Origin of the sequence: Paenarthrobacter sp. YJN-D, assembly GCF_015040335.1 — a bacterium.
GTDB lineage: Bacteria > Actinomycetota > Actinomycetes > Actinomycetales > Micrococcaceae > Arthrobacter > Arthrobacter nicotinovorans.
In genome coordinates this window covers 2888675-2905018 of record NZ_CP053549.1, presented here as the reverse complement: position 1 = coordinate 2905018, position 16344 = coordinate 2888675, and the positions used below count along the sequence as shown (strand labels likewise).

Here is a 16344-nt window from a genome sequence, read left to right as displayed (position 1 = left end):
TTAGCCCTGCGCGTCCTGATAGATGCCCGCCATCCAGGATTCGACGTCGTCAGCCTTGCGCGGCAGTGCGGCGCTGAGGTTGACGGGGCCGTCGGCGGTCATCAGGATGTCGTCTTCGATCCGGACACCGATCCCGCGGTATTCCTCCGGGATGGCCAGGTCCTCTTCCTTGAAGTAAAGGCCCGGTTCGATGGTGAAGACCATTCCCTCAGTGAGGACGCCATCGAGGTAGAGCTCCCTCTTTGCCTGGGCGCAGTCGTGGACATCCAGGCCCAGGTGGTGGCTGGTGCCGTGCGGCATCCAGCGTCGGTGCTGCTGGCCTTCGGGGCTGATGGCTTCCTCGACGGATACGGGCAGCAGGCCCCATTCGGCCAGGCGCTCGGCCAGGACGGTGGTGGCCGCGGTGTGGATGTCGCGGAACTTCACACCGGGCTGCGCGGCTGCGAAGCCGGCGTCGGCGGCATCGAGCACTGCTTCGTAGACTTTGCGCTGGACATCGGTGAAGGTGCCGGTGGCCGGCATCGTCCGGGTGACATCCGCGGTGTACAGCGAATCAGCTTCCACGCCTGCGTCGAGGAGAAGGAGCTCGCCGGCGTTGACGGTCCCCGAATTGCGGGTCCAGTGCAGCACCGTGGCGTTGTTGCCGGACGCTGCAATGGTGTCGTAACCGAGTTCGTTGCCTTCTTCGCGGGCACGGGCGAAGAAAGCACCTTCAACAACGCGCTCGCCGCGCTTGTGCGTGAGGGCGCGGGGAAGTGCGCGGACGACGTCGGCGAAGCCTTCGACGGTGGCTGCCACCGCGATCTTCATCTGCTCGATTTCCCACTCGTCCTTGATGAGGCGCAGCTCGGAGAGGGCTTCGCTGAGCTTCTCGTCCAAGGCATCCAGTTCGCCGAGGTCCAGGTTTTCGGGATCCTTCGCCGTGTTGTAACGGGCAGTATCCACCAGGGCGTCGATGTTCTCGTCCACCTTGCGGACGAGGCGGATGGAGATACCGCCGATTTCCGGGGCGCCCACGTTTTTGGTGATGGCCATTTCGAGTTCGGCGATGTGTGCCGTGGGAAGGCCCAGACGTGCTTCGAACTCGGCAAGCGTCGGGCGGGCACCGATCCAGAACTCACCGGCTCGGGAGTCGGCGTAGAACTGTTCGGTGTCGCGGCCCGCCAACGGACGGAAGTAGAGCGTGGCAGTGTGGTGACCGCCGTCGTCGCCCTTTCCTTCGGCTACCGGCTCAAGGATGAGGACGGCGTCGGGCTCGTGGTCCACGCCCAGGCCGGTCAGGTGCGCGAAACCGGAGTGGGGGCGGAAGCGGTAGTCGCAGTCATTCGAGCGGACCTTCAGCGGTCCGGCCGGGATGACAAGCCGTTCGCCTTTGAACAGTTCGGAGATAGTACGACGGCGGCGTGCAGCGTGGTCTGCAACGGCGTCCCGTGCAGGGGTCACCTGCGGGGCGGGCGCCCAGTTGCTGGCCATGAATGCCTTGAAGGCATCGGACGTGGGCCGCTGTGAGCGGTTGTTGACGCGCTCCTGCAGCGGCTGGGAATTTGTGGAGTCCATGTTTTGGGTGTTTTCGGCATCGTTCACCGTTACATCGTCCCACCAGTTCCTTGAGGAGGCCAACGGCGCAACACTCCAAGCGGCCCCGCATCCCATAGGCTGGGAAAGTGAGGATAGACCTGCATGCGCACTCCAATGTTTCCGACGGAACCGAGACACCGGCCGGCGTGATCGTTTCCGCCGTGGCCGCCGGTCTCGACGCCGTAGCCCTGACGGACCACGACTCAACGGACGGGTGGGAATCTGCGTCGGCCGCTGCCAGAGAACATGGCGTTGCGTTCGTTCCCGGCATGGAGATTTCCTGCCGGACCGAGGAAGGGATCAGCGTCCACCTCCTCAGCTACCTTCACGACCCCGCGCACGAGGGACTGCTCGAGGAAATTACGAAGTCCAAGGATGCCCGGCTGACCCGGGCCGAACATATGGTGACGTTGTTGTCCGAGGATTACCCGCTGACGTGGGACGACGTCATCCACCACGTGGCGCCGGGCGCGACTGTAGGTCGCCCGCACATCGCTGATGCCCTGGTGGCGGCGGGAGTTGTTGCGGATCGGACGGAGGCCTTCACCTCCATCCTCACGTCTCATTCGCGCTACTTCGTGCAGCACTATGCACCCAACCCGGCCCTCGCCGTCGAGCTTGTCCGGGCGGCAGGCGGTGTTCCTGTCTTCGCGCATCCCGTGGCCTCGTCGAGGGGGCGCATCGTGGGGGAGCGGACCTACCGGGACATGATCGACGCCGGATTGCTGGGACTTGAAGTGGAGCATCGGGACAACCCTGAGGAGGGTCGGGCGTTCCTGCGCGGCCTCGCCGCAGAGCACGGGCTGTTGGTGACCGGATCCTCGGACTACCACGGAGCGGGCAAACCGAACTTGCTGGGGGAGAATACGACGTCGCCGGAGGTCTTGGCACGGATAGAGGAGTTGGCATCAGGCACCACGGTGGTTCGGTGAAGGGGGCCCGCTGATGGACCTGCAGTTGCTCGCCTCCGTGATCGTCACCCTGTTCGTGATCATGGATCCGCCGGGAACCGTGCCGATTTTCATGTCGTTGACGGCCCGGCTTTCCGCGAAGGACCGCAATCGTTCGGCATTCCAAGCACTTCTGGTAGCCACCGGCGTGATCGTGGTGTTCGCGATCTTCGGCCAGTCCATCCTGAACTACATGCACATCTCACTGGCAGCACTGCAGGGTGCCGGTGGCCTGCTCCTGGTGCTCATAGCCCTGCAGTTGCTGACAGGCTCCACCAGCGGGGAAGAGAATGCTGCCAAATACAAGAACGTGGCTTTCGTGCCGCTGGGAACGCCGCTCATGGCCGGCCCGGGCGCGATTGTCGCCGTGATGGTGTTCGTTCAGCAGTCCAGCCAGCTGTCGGAGTATCTGGCTGTTGGGCTGGGCATCGCAGTGGTTTTGGCCTCGTTGTATCTGGCCATGCGGTTCGCGGGCGTGGTGCAGCGGGTGCTGGGCGAGAACGGGGTTGAGCTGGTGACCAGGATCGCCGGTCTGTTGCTTTCAGCCATCGCTGTGCAGATGATCGCCGACTCCGTGACGGCATTCGTGAAAGGTGTGGCCTGAGAATCCCTCAGGACAACCAGCCTATAGGCCGGGCCTAGAGGCCGGTTGGCAGCAGCTCGTGGAATCCGGCTTTGCTGCCCAGGCGTTTCCGCATGACCTCGATGGCCTGTTCGTTCTGGTCCACGCACACAAAGTTGCGGCCCAGCTTCGCAGCTACTGCACCCAGGGTCCCGGAACCTGCGAAGAAATCAAGGCACCAGTCGCCTTGGCGGCTCGATGCGGAGACGATCCTGCGCACCAGCCCTTCGGGCTTCTGGGTGGGGTAGCCGGTCTTTTCGCGGCCGGTGGGGGAGACAATGGTGTGCCACCACACGTCCGTCGGCAATTTGCCGCGTTCGCGTTTGGCGGGAGTGACCAGACCCGGTGCCATGTACGGTTCCCGGTCCACTTCTGCGTTGTCGAAGTGGTACTTGGCAGGGTTCTTTACGTACACCAGGATGTTGTCGTGCTTGGTGGGCCAGCGGTTCTTGGCGCGGGCACCGTAATCGTAGGCCCAGATGATCTCGTTGAGGAAGCATTCCCGGCCGAAGATGGCGTCGAGCATCACCTTGGCGTAGTGCACTTCCCGGTAGTCCAAATGCAGGTACAAAGTGCCGTCATCGGCCAGGAGACGCCAGGCTTCCACGAGTTTGGGTTCCAGGAAGGACCAATAATCGCTGAACGCGTCGTCGTAGCTGTGGAGGGCGCCCTTGATGGTGTCATACGAACGGCCCTTGAAGCCGACGCGGTCGCCGTCGCCGTCGGCGTTGCGGACCATGCGGGTTTCCTGCCGCCGCTGGACCCGGCCCGTGTTGAAGGGCGGATCCACGTAAATGAGTGTGAAGGCGCCGTCCGGCAGCGTTGGAAGGAATTCCGCGTTGTCCGCGTGCACCACCATGTTGCCGCCGTCCGGCGCCCAAACAGTTTCAGTCATCGACGGTTTTAGGCCTCGGTGTTGCCTGGCTGGGCAGCAGCCGTCTCGCCCGACACCACTTCGCCATTGCGGCGGCGCGTGCGGGTGCGGCGAGTGCGGGCAGGCTTATCGGCGTTGTCTGCGGGGGCGTTGCGCGAGTCTGCCGCGCCGGAGGCCGGAGCTGCGTCGCCTTCAGAGGTACGACGACGACGGGTGCGGTTGCTTCCGCCCTCGCCACGGGATTCGCTGGAGCCACGGGATTCGCTGGAGCCGCCGGACTTACCGGAGCGGCCGCGGCCGCCGTCGCGCTTTCCGTCACGTCCGCCGTCGCGGCCGGAACCGCCCGAACGTGCGTTCTTCTTGCCGGTCTCGCCCAGGTCTTCAAGGACCTCGGCGTCAACGCCTGCCAGGACGCGCTTATTGCGGGGCAAACGGCCCTTGGTGCCCTCGGGGATGTCGAGGTCACTGTAGAGGTGCGGTGAGGACGAGTAGGTCTCAACGGGCTCCGGAACACTGAGTCCCAGGGCCTTGTTGATCAGGCCCCAGCGCGGCATGTCGTCCCAGTCGACGAACGTGACGGCGGTGCCCTTGTTGCCGGCGCGGCCTGTACGGCCCACGCGGTGCAGGTAGATTTTTTCGTCTTCGACGCACTGGTAGTTGATCACGTGCGTAACGTCGTCGACGTCGATGCCGCGGGCTGCGACGTCGGTGGCGACGAGGACGTCCACCTTGTTGTTGCGGAACGCACGCAGAGCCTGCTCGCGTGCACCTTGGCCGAGGTCGCCGTGGATGGCGGCGGCAGCGAAACCGCGGTCAACCAGTTCCTCGGCAACCTTCGCTGCCGTGCGCTTGGTCTTGGTGAAGATGATGGTCCTGCCGCGGCCGCGTGCCTGCAGGATGCGTGCCACTACCTCGGTCTTGTCCATGGCGTGAGCACGGTAGATGAGCTGGCGGATATCGCGCTTGGTCAAGCCCTCATCGTTCGGGTCGGCTGCCCGGATGTGCGTGGGCTGCGTCATGTACCGGCGGGCCATGGCGATAACCGGGCCGGGCATGGTGGCGGAGAAGAGCAGCGTCTGACGGACTGCGGGGGTGCCGGCGATCAGGGTCTCGACGTCCGGGAGGAAGCCCAGGTCCAGCATTTCGTCGGCTTCGTCGAGAATGACCATCTTGACGTTCTTGAGGCTCAGGTGCTTTTGCTTGTAGAGGTCGATCAGGCGCCCGGGCGTGCCCACGACGATTTCGACGCCCTTCTGCAGCGCATCGACCTGCGGCTCGTAGGCGCGTCCACCGTAAATGGTGGCGATACGGGCGTTCCGCTTGCGCGAGGCTGCCTGGAGGTCGTTGGCAACCTGTACGGCGAGTTCACGCGTGGGAACGATCACCAGGGCCTGGGGAGCGCCGGGAACAGCGAGCTTCTCAAAGCCTGCGTCGTCCCGGCCGACAACGCGCTGCAGGGCGGGGATACCGAAGCCCAGCGTCTTGCCGGTGCCGGTCTTTGCCTGGCCGATGATGTCGTGGCCGCTCAATGCGACCGGGAGGGTCATGGCCTGGATGGGGAAGGGGTGCGTGATACCGGCGTCGGCCAAGGACTCGACGATGTCGGCGCGGACGTTGAAGTCCGCAAACGACTTTTCCTCGATCTCGTGGGGCGTCTCATCCGAGATGATCGTTTCCTCGGGTTCGATGGATTCAGTTCCGGTGGAGTCCGTCAGGACTTCATGGGTGTGCAATTCACTCACAGGGAGTTTCCTTATTCATTTGGGCATTGGCGCTGCATGCTCAACGGGGGCGGCGGAGCCGTACCGGAGCAGAACGGGCGCGCAAGCAAGTCCAGTGGAAGCCGATCGCGGGCTATCTAAGTACTGGCACTGGTGACCAGTTGGTACATCTCAAGATCGCGTAGGGGCGGGCTTGTTGAGTTCAAAAATTAACTGAATCAACGACCGGGCATCCATTACTACAGGGCCAGTCTATCCTCTGGGAGCCATAAAGCCCGGATCGTCGCGTGATGCGCGTCAGTTCAGAAGCTCGAACCTGATTTCACGGCTGGCGATTTCCGCCCTGACGAGACGCACCCTGACCTTGGTGCCGGACTCAAGTTCGCCGTCACACCTTGCGGTGACGGCAGGTTCTGCGATCTGGACGATACCGGACGGTCCACTGCCGTTTCCGTTGCCCTTGCCTGTGCCATTGCCGTTGTTGCTGTTTCCGTTGCCGTTCTGCGGCTTGGAACCGGAAATCACTACGGCGTCGAACTCCTGGCCTACGTGGTTGGCCACCAGTGCTGCTTCCACCGTGTCCAAGGCAGCGCGTTCAAGCCTGCCTGCCAATTGGTCAGAGGCTCCCATGATCTCGGGCAAGGAGGGCAACGCCTCGCGGACCCAGCGCGGAATTTCCCTGTTGTTGCACAGGGCATCGCAGATCACCAGGACGAAGCGGTCGATGAGCCGCCGCAGCGGAGCCGTGGTGTGGGCATAGGGCGCGCCGATGGCTGCCTGGATCACCGTCTCCGGCACTTCGCCGTCGAACGGGGTGTATCCGGCACCCCTGAACAACATCCCGGCGGAGTGCAGGATGGCGAGCTGCTTGGGATCGGAGGCGTCCAGGGTCCGCAGGTACTCTCCGTAGGTGACCTGGCCGTCCCACGGTTTGCCCAAGGCCACGGTTTGCCGCTTGAAGTGCTGCAAGGACCTCTCATCGGGGGCGGGCATGGTCCGCAGTATGCCGACTTTTCCGTCCAGCATCAGCCGGGCCGCGGCCATGCCCGTCATGAGGGAGATCTGCGCGTTCCAGTCCTCCACCGGCAGTGACGGTGCTGCAACGATCCTGTACCCGCCGCCGTCGGTCGCCTGGACGATTTCCTGCTCGGGCATGTTGAGGCTTGCCCCACCACGGAGTCTCTCAAGTTCGACCCGTTTCAGCCCGACTTCCTTGAGGAGCTGCAGTACGGGCGGTGCAGAGCCGTCGTCGATCTGTTGCTGGGCTCCTTTATAGCTGAGTTTGGCGCGGCTGCGGACCGTGGCACGGGCGACGGAAACATTGACCACTTCCGCGTTGGCATCGAGGTCGAAATCCCAGACGAACGCACCGCAGTCCTGATCGGCGAGCAGGCTGCCTGCGTTTTCGCTGATGATCTCCGGGTGTAAGGGGATGCGGCCGTCCGGAGCGTAGAACGTCTGGCCGCGGTGCCGGGTTTCGGCATCCAGCGCCCCGCCGGGAGCCACGAAAGACGGCACGTCGGCGATCGCGTAGAGAACCTTGTACCCCTCGCCGGCGCGATCAATGAACAGGGCTTGGTCAAGGTCCGTTGACGTTGCGGGGTCGATGGTCAGGAAAGGGACGTGCTTGAGGTCGCGATCGGGCAGGCGGAGGGATTCGACGGCGTCCCGTGCCTCCTGGACGGCATCAACCGGATAGTCGCCGGGCAGCTCCAGCTCCGTCCGGAGGGCCGCGAAAGCCGCTGCGAGCTGGTCCGATGAGTCGTCGACGTTGGGCGCTATCCGATGATGTGACACGAAAATCAGGGTAGCCCGAAACCGGCGGATAGTCTTGGACGCTTCCAGCTCCAAGCGATGCTGTCAGTGCGGCGGATGGCCAGCTGTTGCTGGCCATTAGCTTCTTGGCGGCCCGGGGAGGCAGGCGGTGGGGCGGTCGACGGCAGCCATCAACACCCCCGTAGCCCATTTGGGCCTGTTACCGTCTAAGGTATAAAGCCGGTAACAAGGAAGGGGCAAGCTATGAGCGATTGGTCGCTACCCGAGCGGTTCGACGTCGGCGACGGTACGGTGCGATGGAACTCGGTCGGCGAGGGCCCGGCTCTCGTTCTGATGCACGGCACACCCTTCTCGTCGTACATCTGGCGAGACATCGCCCCGGTGCTTGCTCGTGATCACCGGGTCTACCTCTGGGACATGCTCGGATTCGGACAGTCGACCCGCACCGCGCCGGATGTGAGCCTCCGGCAGCAGGCGACGATCTTCGTCGAACTCCTCGAGCACTGGGGGGTCTCGGCGCCTCGGGTCGTGGCGCACGACGTCGGCGGCGCGGTCGCGCTGCGGGCGACGCTCCTGCACGACGTGAACTTCGAGTCGCTCACGCTCATCGATGCCGCGACGGTGAGTGGTTGGGGCGCCGGCGGGTTCTTCCAAACCGTCCACCAGCACCCCGAGGCCTTCGAGGCGCTCCCCGACTGGGCTAGCGCTGCCCTGATCGACGCCAAGATCCGGTCCGGCAGTCACGTGGGTCTGCGTGCAGACGCCCTGGCTTCGTACACGGGCCAGTGGGCGGGTACGGAAGGGGCGCGGGCGTTCTACCGGCAGTACACCCAAGGCGGCGAGGAGAACACCGACGAGCTACAGGATCGACTCCGGCTGTTGGATATCCCGATCCACGTGATCTGGGGCTCGGAAGATGCGTGGCTGGGTGTCGACTACGCCCATCGGCTCGTCACTGCACTTCCGGATCACGCGCGGTTTTCGATCATCGAGGGAGCCGGGCACATGGTGCCGGAGGATCGGCCCGGCGAACTCCTCAGGCTGCTGAGCGCGTGAACGCCGTGCAGTCCGCCGTGCCCGAGGAGCTGCGTGTCGTCGTGGAGTTTTGCAACAGCGCCACACTGCTGCACGGCACCGACGCGCTGGCGACCATCCGTGACGGGCGGGCGTGGCTGGTCCGGTATGGATGGGACGGGGAGCCCACGCTCGAGCATCTCATCTCGTTGCGCGACGCCCGCGAGGTCATGCGCGCGTTCCTGGCCGACCGTACCGACACGGCAGCGCGATCCGCCCTGAACCAGCTCGCTCAGGAGCACTGGGCAGGCCCCCACGTCGACGACGACGGGCGGCTCGCGCTGACCCCGTCGGCCGGCCTGCCGGTCTCGCCGGCGGGAGCAGCGGTCGGGGCGCTCCTGCTCCACGGCTTGACCGGCTCGGGGCAGCGGCTCAGGACCTGCGCGTCGGAAGCGTGCAGGTGGGTGTTCTACGACAGTTCACGGTCCAGGACCCGGACCTGGTGCGACATGAACACGTGCGGGGCGCGGAGCAAGATGCGCCAGTACCGCGATCGGCTCACCTGAATCTGATCCGATCCGGTGGGTGGGCTGCGGCATCTGCAAGCCCCGACTCACCCCTGTCGCCACAACCTGCCGATACCCCGACGGTCTGCGTGCCTGGGACTGTTGTTTGGAGAACCGTTACGCGGCGGCGTCCAGGGCTTCGAGCAGCGACTTGGCTGCCGCCGTCGGATCTTCCGCCTCGGTAATGGCGCGAACGACGACGATACGGCTGGCGCCCGCAGCGAGCACCTGCTCGACGTTGCCGAGATCGATTCCGCCGATCGCAAACCACGGCACCTGCACGGCGCCGCCGGTGGTCTCCTCCGCGCGCCTGATCGCTTCCGCGGCATATGTGACCAGGCCGGTTCCCACCGCTTCGCGGCCGGGTTTGGTGGGGGTCGCCCAGACGGGACCAACGCAGAAATAGTCCAGCCCAGGCTCGCCCGGCGAAGCCGTGATCGCGGCATTTACCTGCTCAGGCGTATGGGTGGAGAGACCAATCGAAGCGGGGCGGGGAAGGAACGTGCGGGCAATCTCCAGCGGGAGGTCCTTCTGGCCCACATGGAACACCGGAGCCCCGGAAACACTGGCAATATCGGCCCGGTCGTTGACCGCCCAGAGCCGCCCGTGCCGTTCTGCGACGCCACGCAGGATCGCCAGCAATTCCAATTCCTCGGCGGCTTCGATCGTCTTGTCACGGAGTTGGATGATGTCCACCCCGCCCTGGAACGCGGCGTCGGCAAAGTCTTCAAAATCGCCTTGGCGCTTGCGCGCATCAGTGCACAGGTAGAGGCGGGCGCTGGCGAGGGCAGAGTGCTGGGTCATGGAATCCACAGTAGTTCCTCTAAACTGGGCACGTACTGCGGGAGCCGTGACCTACGTCTTTATGACCGTCCGGCTGAGAGGGCTTCAGAGCCGACCGCTTGACCTGATCCGGCTAGTACCGGCGTAGGGAAGGAAACAGATGGCAGAAGCCATTCACGCGGATGTTGCCGTTATCGGCGGAGGCGTCATCGGACTGGGCATCGCCCACCAGGCCCGGAAGCTGGGCCGCTCCGTAGCACTCATCGATCCGGCGCCCGCCACCGGTGCGACATTTGCTGCTGCCGGAATGTTGGCGCCCGTGAGCGAGCTGCACTACCAGGAAGAAGACCTCCTGGAGCTCATGCTCGAGTCATCCCGGTTGTGGCCTTCGTTTGCCGGCGGCCTTCACCGGCCTGTGGAAGATACCGGATACCGCACGACGCCGACCCTCGCCGTGGGTGCCGATGCCGCCGACCGCCGCGCGCTCGCGGACCTTCGCACCGTCCAGCTCGCGGCGGGCCTGGGGGTCGAACCGTTGCCGTTGCGGACCGCCAGGGAACGCGAACCGCTCCTTAGCCCGCAAATTTCCTGTGCCTTTGATATCCCCGCCGATCACCAGGTGGATCCCCGGAAGCTGGCGGAGTGCCTCATGGCAGGGCTGGCCGCGCATTCATCCGGCGATGGCACGTGGGTAGGCGGCGCCAGGGAAGGATTTGCCGTTGCAGAGTCCGCGCACGGCCTGTTGTGGGACGGGGACCAGGTAGCCGGAGTGGAGCTCGAATCCGGCAAATCCGTCATGGCCGGCGAAACCGTGGTGGCCAACGGGCTGGGCGCCCCCGCGCTCGCCGGCCTTCCTGAGGGTCTTGAACTTCCGGTCAGGCCGGTCTACGGGGACATCCTCAGGCTTCGGGTCCCCGCGCACCTCCAACCGCTGCTCACTGCCACTGTTCGTGGCATGGTCCGCGGGGTGCCCGTTTACATCGTTCCCAGGGACGACGGAACCGTAGTCATCGGAGCTACCCAACGGGAGGACGGCTTGTCGGCGGCCTCCAACGCAGTCTCTGCCGGCGGGGTTTACCAGCTCCTTCGGGACGCCCAGGTACTGGTTCCCGCGGTGGCCGAACTTGAACTCCTGGAAGCAACTGCGCGCGCCAGGCCAGGGACTCCGGATAACGCTCCGTTGCTGGGCCGCGTAGCCGGTTCAAGCGGGGACATCGCGGGCCTGATTGTGGCCACCGGGTTCTTCCGGCATGGCGTCCTCCTGACCCCCGTGGCCGCCATGATCGTGGGGGAGCTGCTCAATGGTTCCTCCGAGACCCGATGGTCCCTTTTCCGGCCCGACCGTTTCAGTGCAACCGCGCGTCGCTCTCAACTCCACAGCAAGGAAACAGTATGAACATCAAGCTCAACGGCGCCGTCCGCCAGGTGCCCGCCGACGCCTCCGTCAGCACGCTCGTCACGGCCGTCACCGGCCGCGTACTCGACCACCGTGGACAGGCGGCCGACGGCGGGAAGCTGGGTGTCGCCGTCGCCCGCAATTCCGAGGTGGTGCCGCGCAGCCAGTGGGCGGCTACTCCGCTGGCCGACGGCGATGAACTCGAACTCGTTACCGCAGTACAGGGAGGCTGAATCATGACCACAGCAAGCACCGAAATCCTTACTGACGCCTTGGTGATCGACGGCGTCGAATTCGGGTCCCGCCTGATCATGGGAACGGGAGGTGCGCCGAGCCTTGACGGGCTCGGAGCCGCGCTCCTGGCATCCGGAACCGAGCTCACCACCGTGGCTATGCGACGCTATTCGCCGGCCGAAACCGGTTCGCTGTTCCAGCTGCTGGTGGACAACAACATCCGGGTCCTCCCGAACACTGCAGGGTGTTTCACGGCGAAGGACGCCGTGATGACGGCGGAACTGGCACGCGAGGCGCTGGAGACCGACTGGGTCAAGCTGGAAGTCATCGCGGACGAGCACACGCTGCTCCCTGACGCTGTTGAACTGGTGGACGCCACCGAGCAATTGGTGAACCGCGGCTTCAAAGTGTTCGCCTACACCAACGACGATCCCGTGCTTGCCCTCCGCCTCGAGAACCTCGGCGCCACGGCAGTCATGCCGCTGGGCTCGCCCATCGGGACCGGCCTGGGCATCCTGAACCCGCACAACATAGAACTCATCGTGTCCCGGGCCTCCGTGCCGGTGGTGCTGGACGCCGGGATCGGAACAGCTTCCGACGCGGCACTTGCCATGGAACTGGGCTGTGACGCGGTCCTGCTGGCGACCGCAGTGACCCGCGCGCAGAACCCTGTGCAGATGGGTCAAGCCTTCAAACACGCCGTCATCGCCGGTAGGCTGGCCAAACAGGCAGGCCGGATTCCGCGTCGTGAGCACGCCTTGGCGTCCTCGGCCATGGAAGGCCGGGCGGAGTTCCTCTAAAGCCGGGTTTCTCCCGGGCCGGGTTCCCCGCAACGAAGGAGCAACCATGGTTAACAGGAAAGAACCGGTGCCCCAGGCAGCGGTCGAAGCCGCGCTCAAGGACCTCCCGGGTTGGAAGCTCCAAAACGGCCTCGTAACCGTTTACAAGACGTCGACGGCGGCCGAGGCTTTGGCCCTCATCGCGGCCATTGGACAGATCGCCGAAGAGCAGAACCACCATCCGGATCTTGACTGGCGGTACAACAGGGTCTTCCTGCGTTACGTGTCCCATGACGCCGGCGGACAGGTAACCCAACGCGACCTTGCTGCTGCCGCCTCCGTAAGTGAGGCAGCATCGGCCACGGGTGCCCTCGCTGAGCCGGGTCGCTATCCGGGCGCCGAGGGCCTTTAAACGGCAGTGACCATCACCCGTGGGTGATGGTCACTGCCGGTTTTCGAGCCTAGAGCCGCAAGGCCTTGGTCAGCGCCTCAGTATCATGCTTGGTGCGGGTCCGTCCCAGATAGACCACAATGCCCGCTGCCGCTGCACTTCCGAGCACGATCGGCAGGACCCAGGGGATCCATGTCGCGCCCGGCTGGTAGCCCAGTCCGGCACTGATGAAAGCAATCCAGCTCAGGGTGCCAACAGCGGCCGCAATGCCTGCGGGCAATGCAATCCCGTACCTGCTGTGCCGCTTATCGGTGGCCCACACGATGAAACCGGCAGCAACGGTGGCCAGAACCACGATGACAAGTGAAAGCATGAGACTCCTTAGCGGACGAAGGCGGGACGGTGAACGCTAGAGGGCGCCGAAGCCGACCCGGCGGACTTCCTCGGCGCCGATTTCCACGTATCCCAGTACGTTGCCCGGAACGATGACCTGGCGGCCCTTCTCATCGGTCAGCCGCAGTTCCGAGCCCTTGGACACGGCCTCGGCCACGATCTTGGCTACGGCGTCAGCGTCCAGGGCGGATTCGAGCACAATTTCACGGCCAACGTTCTGAATGCCGATCTTTACTTCCACAGCAAGGCCTCCAAGCCAATCAAGTGTTAAGTCAGTCCTCTATTTGTAGCCTAGGACTCTTTGGGGAATCGACTGATTCCGCGCCAAGCTAAACGATAGATCAGATCGCTGGCGACATCGAGGTCCAGGTTTCCGTCCGTTTCAAGCCAATAACGGGCGCTGACCTGGGCCATTCCTGCCAGGCCGCGACCCAGGAGCTGGGCTTCGAGGGGCGGGAGTTTGGTGTCCTCGGCAATGACATGGGCGACGGCGTCGGCGAACGTCTTGTTGAACGTCTCCAGACGGGAGCTGACATCGGGATCGTTGATGAGGTCGGACTCAAACACAAGGCGGTGCGCCTGGTCGTCGTCCGCAATGAACCTGTAATAGGCGCGCATGACGGCCTTGACGCGCTCCTTGTTGTCCGTGGTGGAGTTCAGTGCACCGAGCATCAAATCCGTCAGGGTTGCCAGATGGCTGTCCAGGAGCGCCATGTACAGCTCGCGTTTGGACGGGAAGTGCTGGTAGAGCACCGGCTTGCTGACGTGCGCAGTTTCTGCGATCTCGTCCATTGCCGCGCCGTGGAAGCCGTTGGAGACGAAGACTTCCAAGGCGGCGTTCAGCAGCTGTGCCCGGCGTTCGTCACGCGGCAACCTTGGTGAACGAGGTGAACCGGTCCGTTCCTGCTTTGCGGGTGCCCCATCGTTTGCCCGTGTGCCGTCAGCCACAGTCTGCCGCCTTTCCTTTGCAGTTATGACCACTCTACCGGTGGGTAATATGACCGGGCGGCATCGGCAGGCATACATTGGGGTATGGCCTCAATTGTTGCTGCCCACTCCGCTGCGCCCACCGTCCTGCCGCCCCTTGTCGAACCGGCCGCCGAGCTCTCGCCGGCCGAGGTTGAGCGGTACTCACGGCATCTCATCATTCCCGAAATCGGAGCCGTGGGCCAACGCAGGCTCAAGAATGCGAAGGTTCTTGTCATTGGCGCAGGAGGCCTTGGCTCGCCCGCACTGCTTTACCTGGCCGCCGCCGGCGTGGGAACGCTGGGGATCGTCGACGACGACGACGTCGACCTCAGCAACCTCCAGCGCCAGGTCATCCACGGAGTCAAGGATGTAGGCACCCCCAAGATCGAATCAGCCCGCCGTGCAATCGCGGAGCTGAACCCCCTGGTCAACGTGGTCCTTCACAACATCCGCCTGGACTCCTCCAACGCATTGGACCTTTTCGCGGAGTATGACCTCATCCTTGACGGCGCGGACAACTTCGCAACCCGGTACCTGGTCAATGACGCTGCTGCGATCCTTGGCAAGCCCTACGTGTGGGGTTCCATCTTCCGCTTCGATGGCCAGGTCAGCGTTTTCTGGGCCCAGCACGGACCCAGCTACAGGGATCTTTACCCCGAGGCGCCTCCGGCAGGCTCCGTGCCGTCCTGCGGCGAGGGCGGCGTGTTCGGCATGCTGTGCGCGGCGGTCGGCTCGCTCATGGTGACAGAAGCCGTGAAGCTGATTACCGGCGTCGGACGTTCCTTGCTTGGCAGGGTGGCGCTGTTCGACGCCCTTGGCGGCAGCTGGCGTGAGATCAAGGTGTCCAAGGACCCGGAAGCCGAGCCCATCACGGAACTGACCGACTATGAGGCATTCTGTGGTGTGACACCCGCTGCCGCCACGGACCAGGACCACACCGTGACCGCGACCGAACTTGCCCGGATGCTGGCCGAGCGCGAGGCGGGGGAGCGGGACTTTGAACTCGTGGACGTCCGCGAATCCGGAGAGCACAGCATTGTGAGCATCGACGGTTCGGTGCTCATTCCGCAGGGCCGGATCCTGTCCGGCGAGGCGTGGGTGGAACTTCCGCAGGACAAGGACATCGTTTTCCACTGCAAGGCGGGCACGCGCTCGGCAACGGTGCTGGAAGCCGCACAGAAGGCCGGCTACAGCCGCGTCAAGCACCTCGACGGCGGTATTCTCGCCTGGGTGCGGCAGGTGGAGCCCGCCAAGCCCGTGTACTGACCATTGCCCGTATCCCTGCTTCTCTGGGAAGCTCAAGCATGAGCGAAGAACGGACACAAACAGAACAGCGGCCCCTCGGCTCCGGGTTTGGACACGGAACCACGGCCATGGAGGTCATCGACGGGATCAACCTGCGCGGCAAGTCCGCCATCGTCACGGGTGGCTATTCCGGGCTTGGGCTGGAGACTGTGCGTGCCTTGGTCGCGGCAGGGGCAGAAGTGACAGTACCCGCCAGACGCCTGGAGCACGCCCGTTCTGTACTGGCGGACGCTGGCCTGTCCGCGGACGTCCAGGTGGAGCACATGGACCTTGCCGACCAGGACAGCGTCAAGGAGTTCGCCGCGCGATACCTGGCTGGCCACGAAAAGCTGGACATCCTGATCAACAACGCTGCCATCATGGCCAGCCCGGAACAACGGGTCGGGCCGGGATGGGAAGCCCAGTTCGCGACGAACCACCTGGGGCACTACACGCTGGTGAATCTGTTGTGGCCGGCGTTGGTGGCCTCAGGCGATGCGCGCGTTGTGTCGTTGTCGTCTACAGGCCACAAGCTCTCACCCGTCCGGTTCGACGACTTCAACTTCAGCACTTCCTATGACAAGTGGCAGGCCTATGGCCAGGCCAAGACAGCCAATTCCTTGTTGGCGGTGGAACTCGACCACCTCGGCCGAGGCTCTGGCGTGCGGGCCTTCGCGGTCCACCCCGGTGGCATCATGACCGAGCTGCAGCGGCACCTGCCCAAGGAAGAAATGGTGGCAGCGGGCTGGATGGATGCAGAAGGCAACGTGCGCGAAGGATTCAAGACCCCTGAACAAGGTGCGGCGACGTCCGTGTGGGCTGCTACCTCGGAGGCCCTCAATGGCAAGGGTGGCGTCTACTGCGAAGACTGCGATATTGCCAAACCCACTGACAAGGAGTCTCCCTTGGCCCGCTACCAGGGAGTGGACGCCCACGCCGTGGACAAGGCGGACGCAAAGAAGCTTTGGGCGTTGTCGGCAGAGCTGACGGGGATAAACGCTTTCGCGTAGGCCG

Annotated in this window: 18 protein-coding genes and 1 riboswitch; of the genes, 10 read left to right on the top strand and 8 right to left on the bottom strand. The window is 64.4% G+C overall.

The window, feature by feature from the left end; translation table 11 throughout:
- Positions 1–1584: an aminopeptidase P family protein gene (locus tag HMI60_RS13415; protein ID WP_055971838.1), complete on the bottom strand. Its 1584-nt coding sequence runs from the start codon at positions 1582–1584 to the stop codon at positions 1–3.
- A gap of 80 nt (positions 1585–1664) precedes the next feature.
- Here HMI60_RS13415 and HMI60_RS13410 point away from each other — a divergent pair, with 80 nt between their 5' ends.
- Positions 1665–2510, top strand: a complete 846-nt coding sequence (locus tag HMI60_RS13410) for a PHP domain-containing protein (protein WP_055971841.1) — start codon at positions 1665–1667, stop codon at positions 2508–2510.
- A gap of 13 nt (positions 2511–2523) precedes the next feature.
- Complete coding sequence (locus tag HMI60_RS13405) at positions 2524–3132, top strand: MarC family protein (RefSeq protein WP_018776528.1); 609 nt, start codon at positions 2524–2526, stop codon at positions 3130–3132.
- Between the two features lie 34 nt (positions 3133–3166).
- Here HMI60_RS13405 and HMI60_RS13400 read toward each other — a convergent pair whose 3' ends face one another.
- From HMI60_RS13400 to HMI60_RS13390, 3 genes are all read right to left on the bottom strand, one after another.
- A complete protein-coding gene (locus tag HMI60_RS13400) occupies positions 3167–4045 on the bottom strand; it encodes a site-specific DNA-methyltransferase (RefSeq protein ID WP_055971844.1) in 879 nt (292 codons plus the stop codon).
- An 8-nt stretch (positions 4046–4053) separates the two neighbouring features.
- Positions 4054–5766: a DEAD/DEAH box helicase gene (locus HMI60_RS13395; protein ID WP_018776526.1), complete on the bottom strand. Its 1713-nt coding sequence runs from the start codon at positions 5764–5766 to the stop codon at positions 4054–4056.
- A 276-nt stretch (positions 5767–6042) separates the two neighbouring features.
- A complete protein-coding gene (locus tag HMI60_RS13390) occupies positions 6043–7542 on the bottom strand; it encodes an RNB domain-containing ribonuclease (RefSeq protein WP_110504032.1) in 1500 nt (499 codons plus the stop codon).
- A gap of 222 nt (positions 7543–7764) precedes the next feature.
- On the opposite strand from HMI60_RS13390, the gene HMI60_RS13385 reads away from it, so the two are divergent.
- On the top strand, positions 7765–8577 hold the full coding sequence (locus tag HMI60_RS13385) for an alpha/beta fold hydrolase (RefSeq protein ID WP_193589798.1): 813 nt from the start codon (positions 7765–7767) through the stop codon (positions 8575–8577).
- The gene (locus tag HMI60_RS13380; protein WP_193589797.1) at positions 8574–9101 is read left to right on the top strand and encodes a CGNR zinc finger domain-containing protein; all 528 of its coding nucleotides are present in this window, start codon (positions 8574–8576) and stop codon (positions 9099–9101) included. The genes HMI60_RS13385 and HMI60_RS13380 overlap by 4 nt, the downstream gene beginning before the upstream one ends.
- A gap of 117 nt (positions 9102–9218) precedes the next feature.
- Here HMI60_RS13380 and thiE read toward each other — a convergent pair whose 3' ends face one another.
- Positions 9219–9905: a thiamine phosphate synthase gene (gene thiE / locus HMI60_RS13375; RefSeq protein WP_193589796.1), complete on the bottom strand. Its 687-nt coding sequence runs from the start codon at positions 9903–9905 to the stop codon at positions 9219–9221.
- A 27-nt stretch (positions 9906–9932) separates the two neighbouring features.
- A riboswitch (TPP riboswitch) is annotated at positions 9933–10052 on the top strand.
- Here thiE and thiO point away from each other — a divergent pair.
- The 4 genes from thiO (at position 10045) to HMI60_RS13355 (ending at position 12705) form a co-directional block, all read left to right on the top strand.
- A complete protein-coding gene (gene thiO / locus HMI60_RS13370) occupies positions 10045–11280 on the top strand; it encodes a glycine oxidase ThiO (RefSeq protein ID WP_193589795.1) in 1236 nt (411 codons plus the stop codon). It overlaps the preceding riboswitch by 8 nt.
- Positions 11277–11513: a sulfur carrier protein ThiS gene (gene thiS, locus HMI60_RS13365; protein WP_018776520.1), complete on the top strand. Its 237-nt coding sequence runs from the start codon at positions 11277–11279 to the stop codon at positions 11511–11513. The genes thiO and thiS overlap by 4 nt, the downstream gene beginning before the upstream one ends.
- Positions 11514–11516: 3 nt before the next feature.
- Positions 11517–12314, top strand: a complete 798-nt coding sequence (locus HMI60_RS13360) for a thiazole synthase (protein ID WP_189075202.1) — start codon at positions 11517–11519, stop codon at positions 12312–12314.
- Positions 12315–12360: 46 nt separating this feature from the next.
- On the top strand, positions 12361–12705 hold the full coding sequence (locus tag HMI60_RS13355; protein ID WP_193589794.1) for a 4a-hydroxytetrahydrobiopterin dehydratase: 345 nt from the start codon (positions 12361–12363) through the stop codon (positions 12703–12705).
- A 49-nt stretch (positions 12706–12754) separates the two neighbouring features.
- On the opposite strand, the gene HMI60_RS13350 is transcribed toward HMI60_RS13355, so the two are convergent.
- Genes HMI60_RS13350 through HMI60_RS13340 form a run of 3 tightly spaced genes read right to left on the bottom strand, consistent with a single transcriptional unit; the run spans position 12755 to position 14103 of the window.
- Positions 12755–13057, bottom strand: a complete 303-nt coding sequence (locus tag HMI60_RS13350) for a membrane protein (protein ID WP_018776517.1) — start codon at positions 13055–13057, stop codon at positions 12755–12757.
- A 36-nt stretch (positions 13058–13093) separates the two neighbouring features.
- Positions 13094–13318 (bottom strand): DUF3107 domain-containing protein, encoded by a 225-nt coding sequence (locus tag HMI60_RS13345; RefSeq protein ID WP_018776516.1) that lies wholly within the window; start codon positions 13316–13318, stop codon positions 13094–13096.
- Between the two features lie 50 nt (positions 13319–13368).
- Entirely contained in the window at positions 13369–14103 is a 735-nt protein-coding gene (locus HMI60_RS13340; protein WP_218670569.1) for a TetR/AcrR family transcriptional regulator, read from the bottom strand.
- Between the two features lie 6 nt (positions 14104–14109).
- Here HMI60_RS13340 and moeB point away from each other — a divergent pair, with 6 nt between their 5' ends.
- Positions 14110–15312 (top strand): molybdopterin-synthase adenylyltransferase MoeB, encoded by a 1203-nt coding sequence (gene moeB, locus HMI60_RS13335; RefSeq protein WP_079580619.1) that lies wholly within the window; start codon positions 14110–14112, stop codon positions 15310–15312.
- 38 nt (positions 15313–15350) lie between these two features.
- Positions 15351–16340 (top strand): SDR family NAD(P)-dependent oxidoreductase, encoded by a 990-nt coding sequence (locus HMI60_RS13330; protein ID WP_039242214.1) that lies wholly within the window; start codon positions 15351–15353, stop codon positions 16338–16340.
- The last annotated feature ends 4 nt before the right edge of the window (positions 16341–16344 follow it).